At 31.1% G+C, this 16,196-nt stretch carries 17 protein-coding genes; 10 read left to right on the top strand and 7 right to left on the bottom strand.

Annotated elements, in window-relative coordinates; translation table 11 throughout:
* Nucleotides 1-35: 35 nt before the first annotated feature.
* Nucleotides 36-410, bottom strand: coding sequence for a GxxExxY protein (locus LOS89_RS03975; RefSeq protein ID WP_231836562.1), 375 nt, complete (start codon nt 408-410; stop codon nt 36-38).
* Nucleotides 411-519: 109 nt separating this feature from the next.
* The gene (locus LOS89_RS03970) at nt 520-2,373 is read right to left on the bottom strand and encodes a DNA topoisomerase IV subunit B (RefSeq protein ID WP_231836561.1); all 1,854 of its coding nucleotides are present in this window, start codon (nt 2,371-2,373) and stop codon (nt 520-522) included.
* A gap of 162 nt (nt 2,374-2,535) precedes the next feature.
* On the opposite strand from LOS89_RS03970, the gene LOS89_RS03965 reads away from it, so the two are divergent.
* The 4 genes from LOS89_RS03965 to eptA all read left to right on the top strand — a co-directional run bounded on the left by LOS89_RS03965 (nt 2,536) and on the right by eptA (nt 5,903).
* Nucleotides 2,536-3,066 carry a DUF2975 domain-containing protein gene (locus LOS89_RS03965; RefSeq protein ID WP_231836560.1) on the top strand — a complete coding sequence of 177 codons (531 nt, stop codon included), beginning with the start codon at nt 2,536-2,538 and terminating at the stop codon, nt 3,064-3,066.
* A gap of 3 nt (nt 3,067-3,069) precedes the next feature.
* Nucleotides 3,070-3,276, top strand: coding sequence for a helix-turn-helix domain-containing protein (locus LOS89_RS03960; protein WP_231836559.1), 207 nt, complete (start codon nt 3,070-3,072; stop codon nt 3,274-3,276).
* Between the two features lie 265 nt (nt 3,277-3,541).
* Entirely contained in the window at nt 3,542-4,396 is an 855-nt protein-coding gene (locus tag LOS89_RS03955) for a phosphatase PAP2 family protein (RefSeq protein ID WP_231836557.1), read from the top strand.
* Complete coding sequence (gene eptA, locus LOS89_RS03950) at nt 4,377-5,903, top strand: phosphoethanolamine--lipid A transferase EptA (RefSeq protein ID WP_231836555.1); 1,527 nt, start codon at nt 4,377-4,379, stop codon at nt 5,901-5,903. Before LOS89_RS03955 ends, eptA begins: the two co-directional genes overlap by 20 nt.
* Nucleotides 5,904-5,908: 5 nt before the next feature.
* Here eptA and LOS89_RS03945 read toward each other — a convergent pair whose 3' ends face one another.
* From LOS89_RS03945 to LOS89_RS03930, 4 genes are all read right to left on the bottom strand, one after another.
* On the bottom strand, nt 5,909-6,574 hold the full coding sequence (locus LOS89_RS03945; RefSeq protein ID WP_231836553.1) for a hypothetical protein: 666 nt from the start codon (nt 6,572-6,574) through the stop codon (nt 5,909-5,911).
* Nucleotides 6,575-6,682: 108 nt separating this feature from the next.
* Entirely contained in the window at nt 6,683-7,777 is a 1,095-nt protein-coding gene (gene ychF / locus LOS89_RS03940; RefSeq protein ID WP_231836551.1) for a redox-regulated ATPase YchF, read from the bottom strand.
* A gap of 327 nt (nt 7,778-8,104) precedes the next feature.
* A complete protein-coding gene (locus LOS89_RS03935; protein ID WP_231836549.1) occupies nt 8,105-9,304 on the bottom strand; it encodes a hypothetical protein in 1,200 nt (399 codons plus the stop codon).
* Between the two features lie 128 nt (nt 9,305-9,432).
* Nucleotides 9,433-9,783 (bottom strand): 4Fe-4S dicluster domain-containing protein, encoded by a 351-nt coding sequence (locus LOS89_RS03930; RefSeq protein ID WP_231836548.1) that lies wholly within the window; start codon nt 9,781-9,783, stop codon nt 9,433-9,435.
* Nucleotides 9,784-9,920: 137 nt separating this feature from the next.
* Between LOS89_RS03930 and LOS89_RS03925 the strand changes: the two genes are divergently transcribed.
* The 6 genes from LOS89_RS03925 to LOS89_RS03900 all read left to right on the top strand — a co-directional run bounded on the left by LOS89_RS03925 (nt 9,921) and on the right by LOS89_RS03900 (nt 14,630).
* Nucleotides 9,921-10,979, top strand: a complete 1,059-nt coding sequence (locus LOS89_RS03925) for an acyl-CoA reductase (RefSeq protein ID WP_231836546.1) — start codon at nt 9,921-9,923, stop codon at nt 10,977-10,979.
* Nucleotides 10,980-11,116: 137 nt separating this feature from the next.
* Nucleotides 11,117-12,187 (top strand): 3-phosphoserine/phosphohydroxythreonine transaminase, encoded by a 1,071-nt coding sequence (serC, locus tag LOS89_RS03920; RefSeq protein WP_231836544.1) that lies wholly within the window; start codon nt 11,117-11,119, stop codon nt 12,185-12,187.
* Between the two features lie 44 nt (nt 12,188-12,231).
* The gene (locus LOS89_RS03915; protein WP_231836542.1) at nt 12,232-13,188 is read left to right on the top strand and encodes a D-2-hydroxyacid dehydrogenase; all 957 of its coding nucleotides are present in this window, start codon (nt 12,232-12,234) and stop codon (nt 13,186-13,188) included.
* Between the two features lie 39 nt (nt 13,189-13,227).
* Nucleotides 13,228-13,782, top strand: coding sequence for a DUF937 domain-containing protein (locus LOS89_RS03910; protein WP_231836540.1), 555 nt, complete (start codon nt 13,228-13,230; stop codon nt 13,780-13,782).
* 76 nt (nt 13,783-13,858) lie between these two features.
* The gene (locus LOS89_RS03905) at nt 13,859-14,290 is read left to right on the top strand and encodes a DUF6146 family protein (protein WP_231836538.1); all 432 of its coding nucleotides are present in this window, start codon (nt 13,859-13,861) and stop codon (nt 14,288-14,290) included.
* A gap of 4 nt (nt 14,291-14,294) precedes the next feature.
* The gene (locus LOS89_RS03900; protein WP_231836536.1) at nt 14,295-14,630 is read left to right on the top strand and encodes a DUF6787 family protein; all 336 of its coding nucleotides are present in this window, start codon (nt 14,295-14,297) and stop codon (nt 14,628-14,630) included.
* Nucleotides 14,631-14,647: 17 nt separating this feature from the next.
* Here the strand turns inward: LOS89_RS03900 and LOS89_RS03895 are convergent, their stop codons facing one another.
* Nucleotides 14,648-16,189: an acyl-CoA carboxylase subunit beta gene (locus tag LOS89_RS03895; protein WP_231836534.1), complete on the bottom strand. Its 1,542-nt coding sequence runs from the start codon at nt 16,187-16,189 to the stop codon at nt 14,648-14,650.
* Nucleotides 16,190-16,196 lie beyond the last annotated feature (7 nt).

Here is a 16,196-nt window from a genome sequence, read left to right as displayed (position 1 = left end):
ACATTGTGATACTTTGTGTACCAATAAAATCAATGTTATAATATTAATCTTTTTATTCCGTCTTTTAATGATTTCTTATAAAAATTTAAAAGTAATCCTAATCTGCATTCTGAAAGTCGCATATATGTTAGACATTGCGCTGTATGCTCTAATGTAAACTCTTCAACCACTTTTAATTCAACTATAACTTTATTATTTACTAGAATATCAACTCTATATCCACAATCCATTTTAATATCTTCATAAATAACTGGAAATGGATATTCTTGTTTAACTTCTAATCCGCATTTTGTTAACTCATAAGCTAAACATTCTCTGTACACTTTTTCCAACAATCCTGGACCTAACTTTGTATGAACTTTATAGGCACAATCTAAAATTATTCGGCTTATTTCGTTTTCTTCAGTCATATTTATTTTTTTGTTACACTATGTTACTCAAAGTTTTCACTAAGTTTCGCAATGTTAAAAATATCTTTGTGTGACTTTGTGCATTACATTGTGAAACTTCGTGCTACCATTACTTCTCAACAACATCCAACTCCACTTTCAAATTATTGATGATGAAATCTTGTCGGTCTGGGGTATTTTTACCCATGTAGAACTCTAACAACGTTTCAATCGTTGTGGCTTTATCTAACATGACTGGATCTAAACGAATGTCTTGCCCGATAAAATGCTTAAACTCATCTGGCGAAATTTCTCCTAATCCTTTGAATCGGGTGATTTCTGGTTTTGGTTTTAGTTTTTCGATGGCGTTAACTCGTTCTTCTTCGCTGTAACAATATATCGTTTCTTTTTTGTTTCGTACACGGAATAATGGCGTTTGTAGAATATACAAATGTCCGTCTTTGATTAACTCAGGGAAAAACTGCAAGAAAAACGTAATTAACAACAAGCGAATGTGCATACCATCCACGTCGGCATCGGTGGCGATTACGATATTGTTATAGCGCAAATCTTCCATCGATTCTTCAATGTCTAATGCGGCTTGCAATAAGTTGAATTCTTCGTTCTCGTAGACGATTTTTTTCGTCATTCCATAAGAATTCAGAGGCTTTCCACGTAAACTGAACACCGCTTGTGTATTTACATCGCGACTTTTGGTAATCGAACCCGAAGCCGAATCTCCCTCGGTAATAAAAAGCGTACTTTCTAAACTTCTTGGATTTTTAGCATCGGTTAAATGGACACGACAATCGCGTAATTTTTTATTGTGTAAACTTGCTTTTTTAGCACGTTCTTTGGCTAATTTTCGAATTCCTGAAAGTTCTTTACGTTCGCGTTCGGCTTGTAAAATCTTACGCAATAACGCATCGGCTACTTCTGGATTTTTATGTAAGAAGTTATCTAAATTCGTTTTGATGAAATCATTAACAAACGTACGAACCGTTGGACCATTCGGACCGATATCGGTTGAACCTAATTTGGTTTTGGTTTGCGATTCGAAAACAGGTTCTTCCACTTTCACTGAAACTGCAGAAACAATCGATTTACGAATATCAGAAGCTTCGAAAGGTTTGTTATAAAACTCTTTGATAGTTTTTACAATCGCTTCACGGAAAGCCCCTAAATGCGTTCCTCCTTGTGTTGTATTTTGACCATTAACAAACGAATGGTACTCTTCTGAATATTGCGATTTACTGTGCGTAATGGCTACCTCGATATCGTCTCCTTCTAAGTGAATGATTGGATACACCATATCTTCTGCCGAAATATTCTCTTCTAATAAATCTTTCAATCCATAGTCCGAAACATACTTTTCGCCATTGTAATAAATCGTTAAACCACGATTTAAATAACAATAGTTTTTAAGCATTTTGATGATGTACTCGTTTCGGTATTTGTAGTTTTTGAAAATCGTATCATCGGCAACGAAAGAAACTTTTGTTCCTTTACGTTTTGTTGTTTCTTGAACGTCTTCTTCAAGTGTCAGATTTCCTGCAGAAAACTCCGCTGCTTTTTGTTGGTTATCACGAACGGATTCTACTCGGAAGTAATTTGAAAGCGCATTAACTGCTTTTGTTCCGACACCATTTAAACCAACAGATTTTTTGAAGGCTTTGGAATCGTATTTTCCACCTGTATTCATTTTGGAAACAACATCGACTACTTTTCCAAGCGGAATGCCACGACCATAATCGCGAACGGTTACCAATTTATCTTTGATAGTAACTTCAATGGTTTTTCCGGCCCCCATAACGAATTCATCGATACAGTTGTCCATTACCTCTTTTAACAGAATATAAATACCATCATCGGGCGACGAACCATCTCCTAATTTTCCGATATACATTCCGGGACGCATACGAATATGTTCTTTCCAATCGAGAGAACGTATGTTGTCTTCGGTATACTGATTTTGCTCTAACATAGACAGATTTTGGATTTTGTGCAATATAACATATATCTTAAAAGAATGAAAGTAATAAAACCAGAAGTTATTGACAATAAAAGTAACAATTAAAAAAAATAAAATTTATTGTTTTATAATAAATATTTTTTATTTTTGAATAAATTTTAAAACTAATTCAATATGAACAATCAAACAACAAAAATAATTGTAACTATAATGAATGTATTATTTTGGATAATATTCATTGGATTGAGTATCGAAACTGGAGCTATATTAGTTAACTACTTTTATAGTGTATTCATTAATCCAGAAGCAACTTATAATTTATACAATAAATTAGACTTAAGTATTTTATACAAAAAGGATATTTTGAGATACCATGTAATTATGTCGTCTTACTTAATATTCTCCTTTTTAAAGGTTTTCATATCATATAGAGTAATAAAATTGTTTACTTTTTTAAAGTTTGACAAACCTTTTAATGCAAAAAGCACAAAAAGCATTTTTGATATAAGTTATTTTACTTTTACAGCGGGTATTTTTAGTTCAGTTGCAAAATCACAAGCAACTTTCGTTAGTCATAAAATTCAAAATGTACCAATTGAATGGAATACAAATGAAATGTTGTTTTTTGCTGGTTTAATTTACATAATAGCAGTGATTATGCAAAAAGGAACAGAAATTCAGGAAGAAAACGACTTAACCGTATAAATTATGCCAATTATAGTAAACCTAGATGTAATGATGGCAAAACGAAAAATGTCTTTAAACGAACTTTCTGAAAAAGTTGGTTTAACATTGTCTAATTTATCTATTTTAAAAACTGGAAAAGCAAAAGCGATTCGTTTTAATACGTTAGAAATGATTTGCAAAGTATTAGAATGTCAACCAGGAGATATTTTAGAGTATAAGGAAGACTAATTTAGTTATAATGCCTAAAGAAAATCACTATACAGCCTTTCAAATTAAGAGAACACAACTCATGCTGTCTTGTCCACGGTATACTAAGTTTTAATTTTCTACAAATTTACATTTATTTCCAAATTTAAGTCCTAAATACAAAGTGTTTTTATTAAAATAGTTCAACAAAAGACAAGTCAATTTATGAATTAAAAATCGAACTTTAATCAAAATAAAAATATCTATATTTGCACTTATCTCTCAAAACTCTAAAAGCAAAATAAGAATGTTACAACTTAAGGAATTGAACAATAAAGTAACTCATAATTTTACAAAAATTAACTTTTGGTTTTTAGTCTTTCCGTTCTTGATTTTACTAGCTATCTTTTTATATTTTTCTTTCGTATTAGAAGGTAATTTTATCAAAAACTATAGTGCTGTCCAAAAAGATTTATTTTATTTTTTAAATCATAAATTATCTCAATTTCCGAGTTTTCAATTTAACATTACGCAATTAGGAGACGCTTTAATCGCATTTTCATTTTTGTCTTTATTATTTGCTTATGCTCCGAAATTTTGGCAAGCACTTTTGGCTTCTTCATTACTTTCTTTAATTGTTTCAGCAGTATTAAAAAGAATATTTGCAATGCCAAGACCTGCAGCGGTTTTTAACACGGACGAGTTTATAATAATTGGAAAAAAACTAACAGGCGCAACATCTTTGCCATCTGGACATTCGATGACTATTTTTATGGTAATTACTTTGCTTTTATATGCTTTTATGCCAAGTAAAAATAAATATAAAGTGTTCTGGACTTTGCTCATTCTTAGTTTAGGACTTTTATTTGCCTTTTCTAGAGTTGGCGTAGGAGCTCATTACCCACTTGATGTTATTATTGGATGTTTGATTGGCTATTCAGTTGCTGTTTTAGGAATCATCATCAACGAGAAAAAAAAATGGCTAAATTGGATTGGTAACTTAAAATTCTATCCTGTTTTTATTTTACTTTTTATAATTTTCATTGCAAGTCTTACTAAAAAAATCTTTGAAAACAATTTAGTTGTTTTTTACCTTTCTATTGTTGCGTTGCTTATTACATTATACTTAATGATTACCATTTATGTTAAAAGAAAAAATTAAATTAGGCTATTTAGTATTAGTATTTAGCGTTGTAAATATAATTTTATACAACATTCCTTTTTTTAATTTTGTTATTGATTCTATTGATATCAAAAGCTTTAATGGGATTTTATTATTCTTTAGTTTAATTATTTTAGCAATTGTTTTAAATGCTTTTGTATTTTTTCTATTGCTTTTTCTATTACGTAAAATTGGGAAATGGTTAATTGCCTTATTGTTTGTATTGAATTCGGTTGCGTTATATTTTGTAAACACTTATAACATATTAATAGACCGAACAATGATTGGTAATGTTTTCAATACCAATTTTGAAGAGTCGAGTAGTTTTTTATCGGTTTCGATGATTTTATATCTTGTTTTTTTAGGAATAATTCCCGCTTTTTTTGTTTTAAAAACATCATATATTCAAATAAAATTAAAAACTTTCTTAATTAGTTTTTCGCTTACTTTAGTATTCTTATTGTCATTGATTTATGCCAATGCTACTAACTGGTTATGGATTGACAACAATTCTAAAACATTAGGCTCTTTAGTTATGCCTTGGTCTTATGTGGTAAATACTTGCAGATACTATCAAAAGAAAAACAAAGAAAACAAACAACAAATTTTACTACCTGATGCAACTATAAAAAACAAAGAAAAGTCTATTGTTGTGCTTGTAATTGGAGAATCTGCGAGAAGTCAGAATTTTTCGTTATATGGTTATAATAAAAACACGAATCCATTGCTAGCTGAAATTTCAAATGTTCATGCTTACAAAACCCAATCTTGTGCTACTTATACCACTGCAGGCGTAAAATGTATTTTAGAATATAAAAACTCTAATGAATTATATGAAACTTTACCCAACTATTTAGATAGAAATGGCGTAGATGTTATTTGGAGAACAACAAATTCTGGAGAACCTAAAGTTAAAATTAAAAACTACTTTAGTAAAAGTGATCTTGAAAAGAATTGTAACAACGCTAATTGCGAATACGACGAAGTTTTACTTAATGGACTAAAAGAACAAATCGCATCTTGTAAAAAGGATAAGATTCTAATAGTTTTACATACAAGTACTAGTCATGGTCCAACCTATTACAAAAAATACCCATCTCAGTTTAGTAAATTTAAACCTGAATGTAAAAACGTTGAAGTTGCAAAATGTACTCAAGCTGAGCTTATAAACTCATACGATAATACCATTTTGTATACTGATTATTTACTTGCCACTATTATTGATGAACTTACGCAATTAAAAGATTTCAAATCTTCTATGATGTATATATCCGATCATGGTGAATCGTTAGGTGAAAACAATTTATACATGCATGGATTACCAGTAAGCATTGCCCCAAAAGAGCAATTTGATATTCCATTTATTGTTTGGGCTTCAGAAAAATCTAGAACTTTAAAGAATGTAAAAAACGCGGAACAACACAATGTATTTCATAGCGTTTTGGATTTTCTAGATATCGAAAGTCCTATTTATGATAAAAACATGAGTCTTTACGAAAAGAAATAACCCAATTATTTAAATAAATAATTGCTTTCGTATTCGAATCCATCTTTTCGTAAAAGTTTTCTAAAATGAGCTCTCGAAGGAGTTAAAGTAACATGAAGTGTGTCATTTTCATTCATTTTAGTTGCGAATGGAATTTTTAGTTCTGAATTTAACTTCTTGAAATCCTTTTTGGTTCCTAGTTGAATGTGTTTTGCTCCAATAGTAGATAATTTTAAAATACTTGTTTGGTATTTTCCATCTACTTCCTTATTTAAAACAATTGAAGATTTATATTGTTTAGCGATTTCGTTTTTGGCGAAGGAAAAAATGGTATCCAAACGTTCGATTTCAAAAGCTATCGTATCGCCTTTTACAAACGTTTTATAAGCTTTATTTTCCGACTTATCAAAAACTTGATTGTTACGCAATTCAAATTCTGGAATAGAATCTAATTCCGATTTTAAAGCAGTTAAAGTTTCAATTTCTAGAATATATGCACATTTGGATTGTACTACTAAACGGTGTGAATAATCCATGGAATACGTTCTAACAAACCTCTTTGGAAATTCATCTATCTCATCCACATTTGTGGGTTGTGCTTCAGAAAAATATATAAAACTGTTATTTAATCCTGAATCTTTACAAGAAACCATAGCCAAAGCAAATGAGGCTAGAATAAGATATTTTTTCATGGTAGTTTGTTTTGTTTTGCAAACGCAAATGTTGTGCCACAAAAAAACCGCTGAATTGCTTCAACGGTTATATCTATTTTCTTTATTCTAATTTCTTTGCTCTAAAAATTACACATTAAAACGGAAATGCATTACATCACCATCTTTTACAATGTATTCTTTTCCTTCTACTCTTAATTTTCCAGCTTCTTTTACTTTTGCTTCTGAACCAAAGCTTGAATAATCATCAAAAGCAATTACTTCAGCTCTAATGAATCCTTTTTCAAAATCAGTATGAATTACACCAGCTGCTTTTGGCGCAGTATCTCCAATGTTAATAGTCCAAGCACGAACTTCTTTAACACCTGCTGTGAAATATGTTTGTAGATTTAATAATTTATAAGCTGCACGAATTAACACTGCCGAACCTGGCTCTGTTAATCCCATATCTTGTAAGAACATTTGACGCTCTTCGTAGCTTTCTAATTCGGTAATATCAGCTTCTGCTCCTACTGAAAGCACAATAACCTCAGCATTTTCATCTTTTACCATTTCACGAACTTGGTCTACATATTTGTTTCCGTTTACAGCCGAAGCTTCATCAACATTACAAACATATAAAACTGGTTTTGTAGTAATTAATTGGAAACTTTCCAACATTACTTCCTCATCTTGATTTTGAGGAACCACTGTACGAGCTGATTTTCCTTCTAATAAAGTTTCACGAATTCTATCTAACAAAGCTTTTTCTGCTTGTGCTTCTTTGTTTCCTGTTTTTGCAGCACGATTTGTTTTTTCTAAACGTTTTTCAACCGTTTCTAAATCTTTTAATTGCAATTCAATATCGATAGTTTCTTTATCTCTAATTGGATTTACATTTCCATCTACGTGAACAATATTATCGTTATCAAAACAACGTAAAACGTGAATAATTGCGTTACACTCTCTAATGTTTCCTAAGAATTGATTCCCTAAACCTTCTCCTTTACTTGCTCCTTTTACTAAACCTGCAATATCAACAATATCAACAGTTGCCATTTGCACACGCTCTGGTTTAACCAATTCCTCTAAACGAGCAATACGTGGATCTGGAACGTTTACTACTCCAATATTTGGCTCAATAGTACAAAACGGGAAGTTTGCACTTTGTGCTTTAGCATTTGATAAACAATTAAATAAAGTTGATTTTCCAACATTTGGCAATCCTACAATTCCTGCTTTCATATCTATTTGATATTTTTATTAAGTGATATGCAACGCAAAGCGTTTCATTATGAATGTATATTTTTAAAAAGTGTGCAAATATACTTCAAACTTGAATAGTATCAAAGAATTAAATAAAGGTATAAAAGAACCCCTTAGGTGAAATTAATTATTGTTTTCGTTTTTCGTCAGTTTGAGTGATTTTCTGAAAGAAAATTGTATCGAAAACAAGAAAAATGTTATTCAAAAAAAAGTTCTCGATACATTTTTTGTTTCATTTTATTACACAAAAAACACTCGAACAGACGTTTATAACAATAACACCAACGAGATATAAAAGAGTTGGAATTATTCTGTTGGGCTTTCCTTTTCATCAGGGTCAACATCTGGTCCTTTTGCCAATCTTTCAATTATGCCTTTTTCTTCAGAAGTAGAAACAAATCCGGACTCAACATCCCAATAATTAGTAAAAAATGACGTTTTTTTATTAATTAAGGACTTGTCTTTAAAAACATTTCTATCGCTATATTCGAATGTTTTTTTATCAAAATCAGTAATTACCATGTGATTTTTTACCTCAATTCGTCTTCCTTTATTTTTAAATTGTTTTTCAAAACCAATAACTTCTTTTGAATTGGCCAAATAATAATAACTTCCTTCTTGACGGAAAATATTTTTAAATTCCAATTTGTAAACCTTTCGACTCGAAAACAAACTTTCTTTATACTCTTGAAGACGAGCAGATGAAACATAAGAACTTACTTCAACTATGATTTTTTTATTACTATCATAAACCACAATAAAATCAGACAATATTCCTTTCGATTCTGGTAGCGGAACAACTTTAATTACTAAATAATCTTCATTTGAAGGATAAGTTTTAACCGAAAAATCATAGGTTTTCTTTGCTCTTGAATCCAAAATCTCATCCAAATATTTAAATTGGTAATAATTTTCAATAATGTTATTCAAATTATAACCCAAAACATCAGGCGTAATATCACCATCTAAAACCCCAACAGATCTGTTTTGCTCAACTAAAATATCAGTTTTTATATTCTTTTCACTTCCTAAAATTTGAAAATTGATTAATCCATCATTAAAAAAAACAATTTGATTGTCTTGCTTGTAAAACTCCCGTAAATAAACTTTGAGATTAATAGGGATCGTTATTTTACTTTTTGAATTTTCAATAACACGTTTTAATATTTCTTGTGGATGATCTTTTGTTATGATGTATTCTTCTAACTCTTGCGTATATGGTTCCATATACACAACATTCTCTTTTTTATTTAGTGTGGAAATTTTTACGATAACGGACTTGTAGGTTGAATGTACAAATTCTAAATCTGAAGATTTTGACAAACTTATAAAAGCCTTACCCTCTTTATTAGTTAAAAAACCTTGACGACTTCGTAAAGAAGTAATAGTTACTTCTTCTATAGGCAAATCGGTATCATAGTCTTTTACAATTACCGTAAACTCGAGGCTTTGAGAAAAGACAATTGAATTTAAAAACAATAATAAAAAAGTAAGTTTTTTTATCATAAAATACCGATTATCAACCAAATATAATGATTTTAAATTATATTTAATAAAATTCAGTAGTGTTAAAAAACAAAAAAAGAGAACTTTCACAAGAAAGCTCTCTTTTTTGATATTTATAAAAAAATATCTTATTCGTTATGTAAAAACGATTGTCTGTTTAACAATGTTTCTTCGCTTTCAACATGATTATCATCAGGAACACAACAATCAACAGGGCAAACAGCAGCACATTGTGGCTCTTCATGAAAACCTTTACACTCTGTACATTTACCAGGAACAATATAATAAATATCGTCAGAAATTGGAGTTTGAGCAGCATCTGCATCCACTTCAGTTCCATCAGGTAAAATTAATTTCCCACTTAATTTTGTACCATCTTTCCATCTCCAATCGTCAGCACCTTCATAAATAGCTGTATTAGGACATTCTGGTTCACAAGCACCACAGTTGATACATTCGTCTGTTATTATAATTGCCATATCTTCAAAAGTTAGAAGTTAGAAGTTAGAAGTTAGAAGTTAGAAGTTAGAAGTTTTATAAAAATCTACTTTTAGTCTAACTAAATGATTATTTTTGTGCAAAAATACAACGTATACCAAATATAAACAAGTTACAAATGTTACAAAGTGAAATTAAATCGAGTTTTATTGAATTAGGAAAATTTTTACACCAATTTTCAGTAGACGGAAACGTTAAATCGTCATCGGTTTTACAAAACGATTTGTACTTTGATAACTTCGTAAATTTAATCGAATTATCGCAATCGCATAACGGTTGGTTTACTCCAGAACAAGTCTGTTTTAGTATTCAAGCTTGGGCAAAAGCCTTATCATATGAAAATTTAACGCAATGGCTTTCCAATTATGATTTTTCTAAAACTGAAACTAAAAAAGTTGGACTAGTTTTAGCAGGAAACATTCCATTAGTAGGTTTTCATGATTTTCTTTCGGTTTTAATTTCAGGTCATGATGTTTTAATTAAAACGTCTTCAAACGATCAACATTTATTGAAATTTTTAGCTAATTATTTAATTTCGGTTGAACCAAAACTTACTTCCAAAATAACTTTTGTAGAAGGAAAATTAGAAGGTTTTGATGCCGTAATTGCAACAGGAAGTAATAATACCGCTCGCTATTTTGAATACTATTTTAAAGATAAACCAAGTATTATTCGTAAAAATAGAAATTCTGTAGCTGTTTTAAATGGAAAAGAATCTTTAGAAGATTTAGTAAATTTAGGTGAAGACATTTTTAGATATTTTGGATTAGGTTGTCGAAATGTTTCAAAACTATTTGTTCCAAAAGGTTACAACTTTGATAATTTCTTCAAAGCAATGTACGAATATCGCGACGTAATTCAATACGAGAAATATGCAAATAATTATGACTATAACAAAGCGGTCTTCTTGATGAGTAATTTCCAATTATTGGATAACGAATTCATGACTATTAAAGAAGACACGAGCTATTCCTCTCCTATTTCATCTGTTTTTTATGAGTTTTACGAAGTCTTAGAAGAAATACAAACAAGACTAAATCAAGATTCTGAACAAATTCAATGTATTGTATCGAATAATTTGATTCCTAACTCAGTTTCATTTGGACAAACACAGCAACCTCAACTTTGGGATTACGCAGATAATGTGGATACTTTGGATTTTTTATCTAAAATTTAATTCGTTTTTTCCTAAAATTTTTCATTTACGCAAACGTTTTCGTTAATAACCTCTAATAATTTAAGGTTATTTGACTTCTGTTTTTTGTGTAAGAATCACGAAATTTGTTTTTTTATAACAAAATAACTACAACAACAATGAAAAAACACAATTACAGTGCCGGTCCATGTATACTTCCTCAAGAAGTTTTCGAAAAATCGGCACAAGCTATTTTAGATTTCAACAACTCAGGATTATCTATTTTAGAAATTTCACATAGAAGTAAAGATTTCGTTGCCGTTATGGACGAAGCTAGAGCTTTAGTATTAGAACTTTTAAACTTAGAAGGAAAAGGTTACGAAGTATTATTTTTAGGTGGTGGTGCCAGTTTAGAATTCTTAATGGTTCCTTATAATTTAATGAAAGAAAATGGTAAAGCTGCTTATTTAGATACAGGAACTTGGGCAAGCGGAGCTATTAAAGAAGCAAAACATTTTGGAGAAACAGTTGTAGTTGCCTCTTCAAAGTCTGAAAATTACAACCACATTCCAAAAGGTTACACGATTCCTGCAGATGCAGATTACTTTCACTGCACGAGTAACAACACTATTTTTGGAACACAAATGAAATCATTTCCAGAAGTTGGTATTCCAGTTGTTTGTGATATGAGTTCTGATATTTTCTCACGTGTATTAGATTTTTCCAAATTTGATATAATTTATGCTGGAGCTCAAAAAAATATGGGACCTGCTGGAACAACATTAGTAGTTGTAAAAACAGAAGTTCTTGGAAAAACAGGGAGGACAATTCCAAGCATGTTAGATTACCAACAACACGTTGCAAAAGAGAGTATGTACAATACACCACCAGTATTCCCTGTTTATGCTTCTTTATTAACTTTACAATGGTTGAAAAAATTAGGTGGAATTGCTGCAATAGAAAAAATTAATGAAGCTAAAGCGAATTTGTTATATAACGAAATCGACAGAAATCCATTATTTAAAGGAACTGCTTCAAAAGAAGACAGAAGTAACATGAATGTAACTTTCTTATTAGAAAATGAAGCACATCAAGAAAAATTTGATGCTATGTGGAAAGCAGCTGGAATTTCCGGATTAGCTGGTCACCGTTCTGTAGGCGGTTATCGTGCATCAATGTACAATGCTTTACCTATCGAAAGTATACAAGTTTTAGTTGATGTAATGCAAGAATTAGAGAAAAACATTTAGTAATTAGTGACTAGTAAACTAGCAAAATAAAATATAAAATTAGAATGAAAGTTTTAGCAAATGATGGGATTTCTAAAAGCGGTATTAAAGCTTTAGAAAAAGGTGGTTTTGAAGTAATCACTACAAAAGTAGCACAAGAACAAATTGCCAATTTTATTAATACTCACGACGTAAAAGTAATTTTAGTTAGAAGCGCAACTAAAGTTCGTCAGGATATTATTGATGCATGTCCTGGATTAAAAATCATTGGTCGTGGTGGTGTTGGAATGGACAATATTGATGTAGAATATGCTCGCAGCAAAGGATTACATGTAATTAATACACCAGCTTCATCATCTGAAAGTGTTGCAGAATTAGTTTTTGCTCATTTATTTACAGGTGTTCGTTTCTTACATGACGCAAACAGAAATATGCCTTTAGAAGGCGATACTAATTTTGATGGTTTAAAGAAAGCTTATGCAAATGGTATTGAACTTAGAGGAAAAACTATTGGTATTATTGGTTTTGGTCGTATTGGTCAAGCTGTAGCAAAAATGGCTTTAGGACTTGGAATGAAAGTAATTGCTGCTGATAAATATGTAAACGAAGCGGTTATTCGTGTAGATTTCTATAACGGACAATTTATTAATGTAGAAATTGTTACAGAATCTTTAGAAGATGTAATCAAACATTCTGACTTTATTACATTACACGTTCCAGCTCAAGATGGTTATGTAATTGGTAGAGAAGAATTAAAATTAATGAAAGAAAACGTTGGAATCATCAACTGTGCTAGAGGTGGTGTAATTGATGAAGTAGCATTAGTTGAAGCTTTAGACGAAGAAAAAGTATTGTTTGCTGGTTTAGATGTTTTTGAAAACGAACCTACTCCTGAAATTAGAATTTTAATGCACCCGAAAATTTCTTTAACTCCACATATTGGTGCTGCTACATTAGAAGCGCAAGATAGAATTGGAACAGAATTAGCCGATCAAATCATTAGCCTTTTAAAAAACAATTAATTTTTGTACATTAGTAGATTCAACAAATAAACTAAAATTATGTTTGATCAACTTTCAGAATTAGTAAAACAATTTGGTAATGATGCTGTAGTGAATAATCCTGCAGTTCCAAATGAACAAAATGACGCTGTAATGAATGAAGCCGGAAGCTCTATTCTTTCGGGTTTAAAAGATATGGTAGCAAATGGTAACATTAATGATTTATCTGGATTATTAAGTGGAAATTCTGCTATTAATGCAAACAATCCTGTTGTAAAACAATTGACAGATAAAGTTACAGGAAACTTAGGTGAAAAATTTGGTTTATCATCTGATGCTGCAGGAAGTGTTGCAGGTGGTTTAATTCCTCAGATTTTAGGAGGATTGGTTAATAAAGCCAAAGATCCAAATCAGCCAGGATTTAACATGAGTGATTTAGTTAGTGCTATTTCTGGTGGTCAAGGCGGTGGACTTATGGATGCCGTTTCAAAATATGGAGGGCAATTTGGATTGGACCAAAATAATGACGGAAAAGTAGACATGGGAGATATTACTTCTGCTGTTTCTAAAAAAGGAGGTTTAGGAGGTTTATTAGGTAAACTTTTCGGAAAATAGTATTTCCTATATTAAAGTTAAAAGCATCGACTTTGTCGATGCTTTTTTTTATCTTTATACTTTCAAAACTTAAGCTATGAAACGTATATTATTACTTTTAATTGCTACACTTTTTATCCTGATAGCTTGTAATTCTACTCAGAACAGAAAGAGTTTTGATGATAAACCAAAACTAGAAAGCGACACTATTCGTATTGCAAATGACGAAATTGAATACGAAGTTTTAATTTTTGATCCTGGATTTTCGTCATGGTTCAATAGCAATGCAAAACCTAGAAATTATTATTCGCAATCTTTTTTAGAATCTAGAAATAGAATTTGGGTAATTGAATGGAACAGAAGAACAATGTTATCTTCACAATACAATCCTAATTTATATGAAATGTCAATTAACTATGAGCAAAGCATTGATTATGGTTACGAAGTAAACTACATGCTATACAATTACTTAGTTTACTTTCAACTCAAAAATAATCAAAGATTAGGAGGATTTACCCCAAGAATTTAATTTTATGAACAAACTAAAAGAACGCTGGAATATAAAATCAAACTGGCAGTTAATTATTATTTTCATTGTATTTGCAATAACTGGGTCGACTGCAGCTTATCTTTCTAAACCATTAACAAATTTACTAGGAATTACTAAAGAAAATCTATCGCTTTGGTTGTATTGGCCTATACGATTACTTATAATATTCCCAGCTTATCAAGTTTTATTGGTTATAATAGGTACTATTTTTGGACAATTTACATTCTTCTGGGAATTTGAAAAGAAAATGCTAGATCGAATGAAATTAGGATTTATAGGAAAATATATAGATGCTCAACTAAATAAAAAGACCGACTAAATAGTCGGTCTTTCTTATTATAAAGGAATATTTCCGTGTTTGCGTTTTGGAGTGTCGACTACTTTATTTTCCAACATGCTAAAAGCTTTTATCAGTTTTCTTCTGGTATCTCTTGGTAAAATAACCTCATCAATAAATCCGCGTTGCGCCGCTGTATATGGATTTGCAAATAACTCTGCATATTCTGCTTCTTTTTCTGCTAATTTAGCCACAGGATCTGCTGCTTCACCAATCTCTTTTTTGAAGATAATTTCCGATGCTCCTTTTGCTCCCATTACAGCGATTTCAGCGCTTGGCCAAGCAAAATTCATATCAGCTCCAATATGTTTTGAATTCATTACATCATAAGCTCCACCATAAGCTTTACGCGTAATTACAGTAACTCTTGGAACAGTAGCTTCGCTAAATGCATATAATAATTTTGCTCCATGTGTAATGATTCCGTTCCATTCTTGATCTGTTCCTGGTAAAAATCCTGGTACATCTTCTAAAACTAAAAGAGGAATATTGAAACAATCACAAAAACGAACAAATCGAGCTGCTTTAATAGAACTATTTACATCTAAACATCCTGCTAAAACCATAGGCTGATTAGCTACAATTCCGATACTTCTTCCTCCTAAACGAGCAAAACCTACAATAATGTTATCGGCAAAATCTTTATGAATTTCAAAAAATGAATCTTCATCTATAATTCCACCAATTACTTCATGCATATCATAAGGCTTGTTTGCACTATCTGGAACAATAGTATCTAATTTTTCGCGAATTTCTTCTTGAAAAACGAATGGTAATTTCGGAGTAGTTTCTCTATTGTTCTGCGGAATATAACTTAACAATCGTTTGATATCCTCCAAACATTCAACCCCGTTTGGAGATGTAATATGACAAACTCCCGATTTTGAAGCATGAGTTGCTGCTCCACCTAATTCTTCAGAAGTTACCTCTTCATTTGTTACTGTTTTTACAACATTTGGCCCCGTAACAAACATATAACTGTTGTTTTCTACCATCATGGTAAAATCGGTCATTGCTGGAGAATAAACTGCCCCACCAGCACAAGGTCCCATAATTGCAGAAATTTGCGGAATAACACCAGAAGCCTGAACATTTCGGTAGAAAATATCAGCATATCCACCAAGTGAACGTACACCTTCTTGAATACGAGCTCCACCAGAATCATTCAATCCAATCATTGGTGCTCCATTCTTAACCGCCATATCCATTACTTTACAAATTTTTTCAGCATGAGTTTCAGAAAGTGAACCACCAAAAACGGTGAAATCTTGTGCAAAAACATAGACTAATCTTCCATTTATAGTTCCGTAACCAGTAACAACTCCATCACCATAAATGATTTCTTTTTCCATTCCAAAATCGGTTGTACGATGTGTAACCAACATTCCGATTTCTTCAAACGAACCTTCATCTAATAAATATTCGACACGCTCTCTTGCTGTTAAACGTTTTTTTGCATGAAGTGATGCAATTCTTTTTTCGCCTCCGCCTAATTTAGCTAAAGCTATTTTATCGTTTAATATTTTAATTTTATCTTCCATTTTCTTT

This window comes from Flavobacterium channae (assembly GCF_021172165.1).
GTDB classification, from domain to species: domain Bacteria; phylum Bacteroidota; class Bacteroidia; order Flavobacteriales; family Flavobacteriaceae; genus Flavobacterium; species Flavobacterium channae.
Note: the sequence above shows the minus strand (reverse complement) of the source record. Positions and strands in the feature narration are given on the sequence as shown.

What these genes read in the sequence shown, in the direction of transcription:
- LOS89_RS03955 (WP_231836557.1), top strand. Translation starts at nt 3,542, where the DNA reads ATGTTACAACTTAAGGAATTGAACAATAAAGTAACTCATAATTTTACA.
- LOS89_RS03975 (WP_231836562.1), bottom strand. Translation starts at nt 410, where the DNA reads ATGACTGAAGAAAACGAAATAAGCCGAATAATTTTAGATTGTGCCTAT.
- LOS89_RS03905 (WP_231836538.1), top strand. Translation starts at nt 13,859, where the DNA reads ATGAAACGTATATTATTACTTTTAATTGCTACACTTTTTATCCTGATA.
- LOS89_RS03915 (WP_231836542.1), top strand. Translation starts at nt 12,232, where the DNA reads ATGAAAGTTTTAGCAAATGATGGGATTTCTAAAAGCGGTATTAAAGCT.
- serC (WP_231836544.1), top strand. Translation starts at nt 11,117, where the DNA reads ATGAAAAAACACAATTACAGTGCCGGTCCATGTATACTTCCTCAAGAA.
- LOS89_RS03965 (WP_231836560.1), top strand. Translation starts at nt 2,536, where the DNA reads ATGAACAATCAAACAACAAAAATAATTGTAACTATAATGAATGTATTA.
- LOS89_RS03925 (WP_231836546.1), top strand. Translation starts at nt 9,921, where the DNA reads ATGTTACAAAGTGAAATTAAATCGAGTTTTATTGAATTAGGAAAATTT.
- LOS89_RS03900 (WP_231836536.1), top strand. Translation starts at nt 14,295, where the DNA reads ATGAACAAACTAAAAGAACGCTGGAATATAAAATCAAACTGGCAGTTA.
- LOS89_RS03960 (WP_231836559.1), top strand. Translation starts at nt 3,070, where the DNA reads ATGCCAATTATAGTAAACCTAGATGTAATGATGGCAAAACGAAAAATG.
- LOS89_RS03895 (WP_231836534.1), bottom strand. Translation starts at nt 16,189, where the DNA reads ATGGAAGATAAAATTAAAATATTAAACGATAAAATAGCTTTAGCTAAA.
- LOS89_RS03970 (WP_231836561.1), bottom strand. Translation starts at nt 2,373, where the DNA reads ATGTTAGAGCAAAATCAGTATACCGAAGACAACATACGTTCTCTCGAT.
- LOS89_RS03930 (WP_231836548.1), bottom strand. Translation starts at nt 9,783, where the DNA reads ATGGCAATTATAATAACAGACGAATGTATCAACTGTGGTGCTTGTGAA.
- eptA (WP_231836555.1), top strand. Translation starts at nt 4,377, where the DNA reads ATGTTAAAAGAAAAAATTAAATTAGGCTATTTAGTATTAGTATTTAGC.
- ychF (WP_231836551.1), bottom strand. Translation starts at nt 7,777, where the DNA reads ATGAAAGCAGGAATTGTAGGATTGCCAAATGTTGGAAAATCAACTTTA.
- LOS89_RS03910 (WP_231836540.1), top strand. Translation starts at nt 13,228, where the DNA reads ATGTTTGATCAACTTTCAGAATTAGTAAAACAATTTGGTAATGATGCT.
- LOS89_RS03935 (WP_231836549.1), bottom strand. Translation starts at nt 9,304, where the DNA reads ATGATAAAAAAACTTACTTTTTTATTATTGTTTTTAAATTCAATTGTC.
- LOS89_RS03945 (WP_231836553.1), bottom strand. Translation starts at nt 6,574, where the DNA reads ATGAAAAAATATCTTATTCTAGCCTCATTTGCTTTGGCTATGGTTTCT.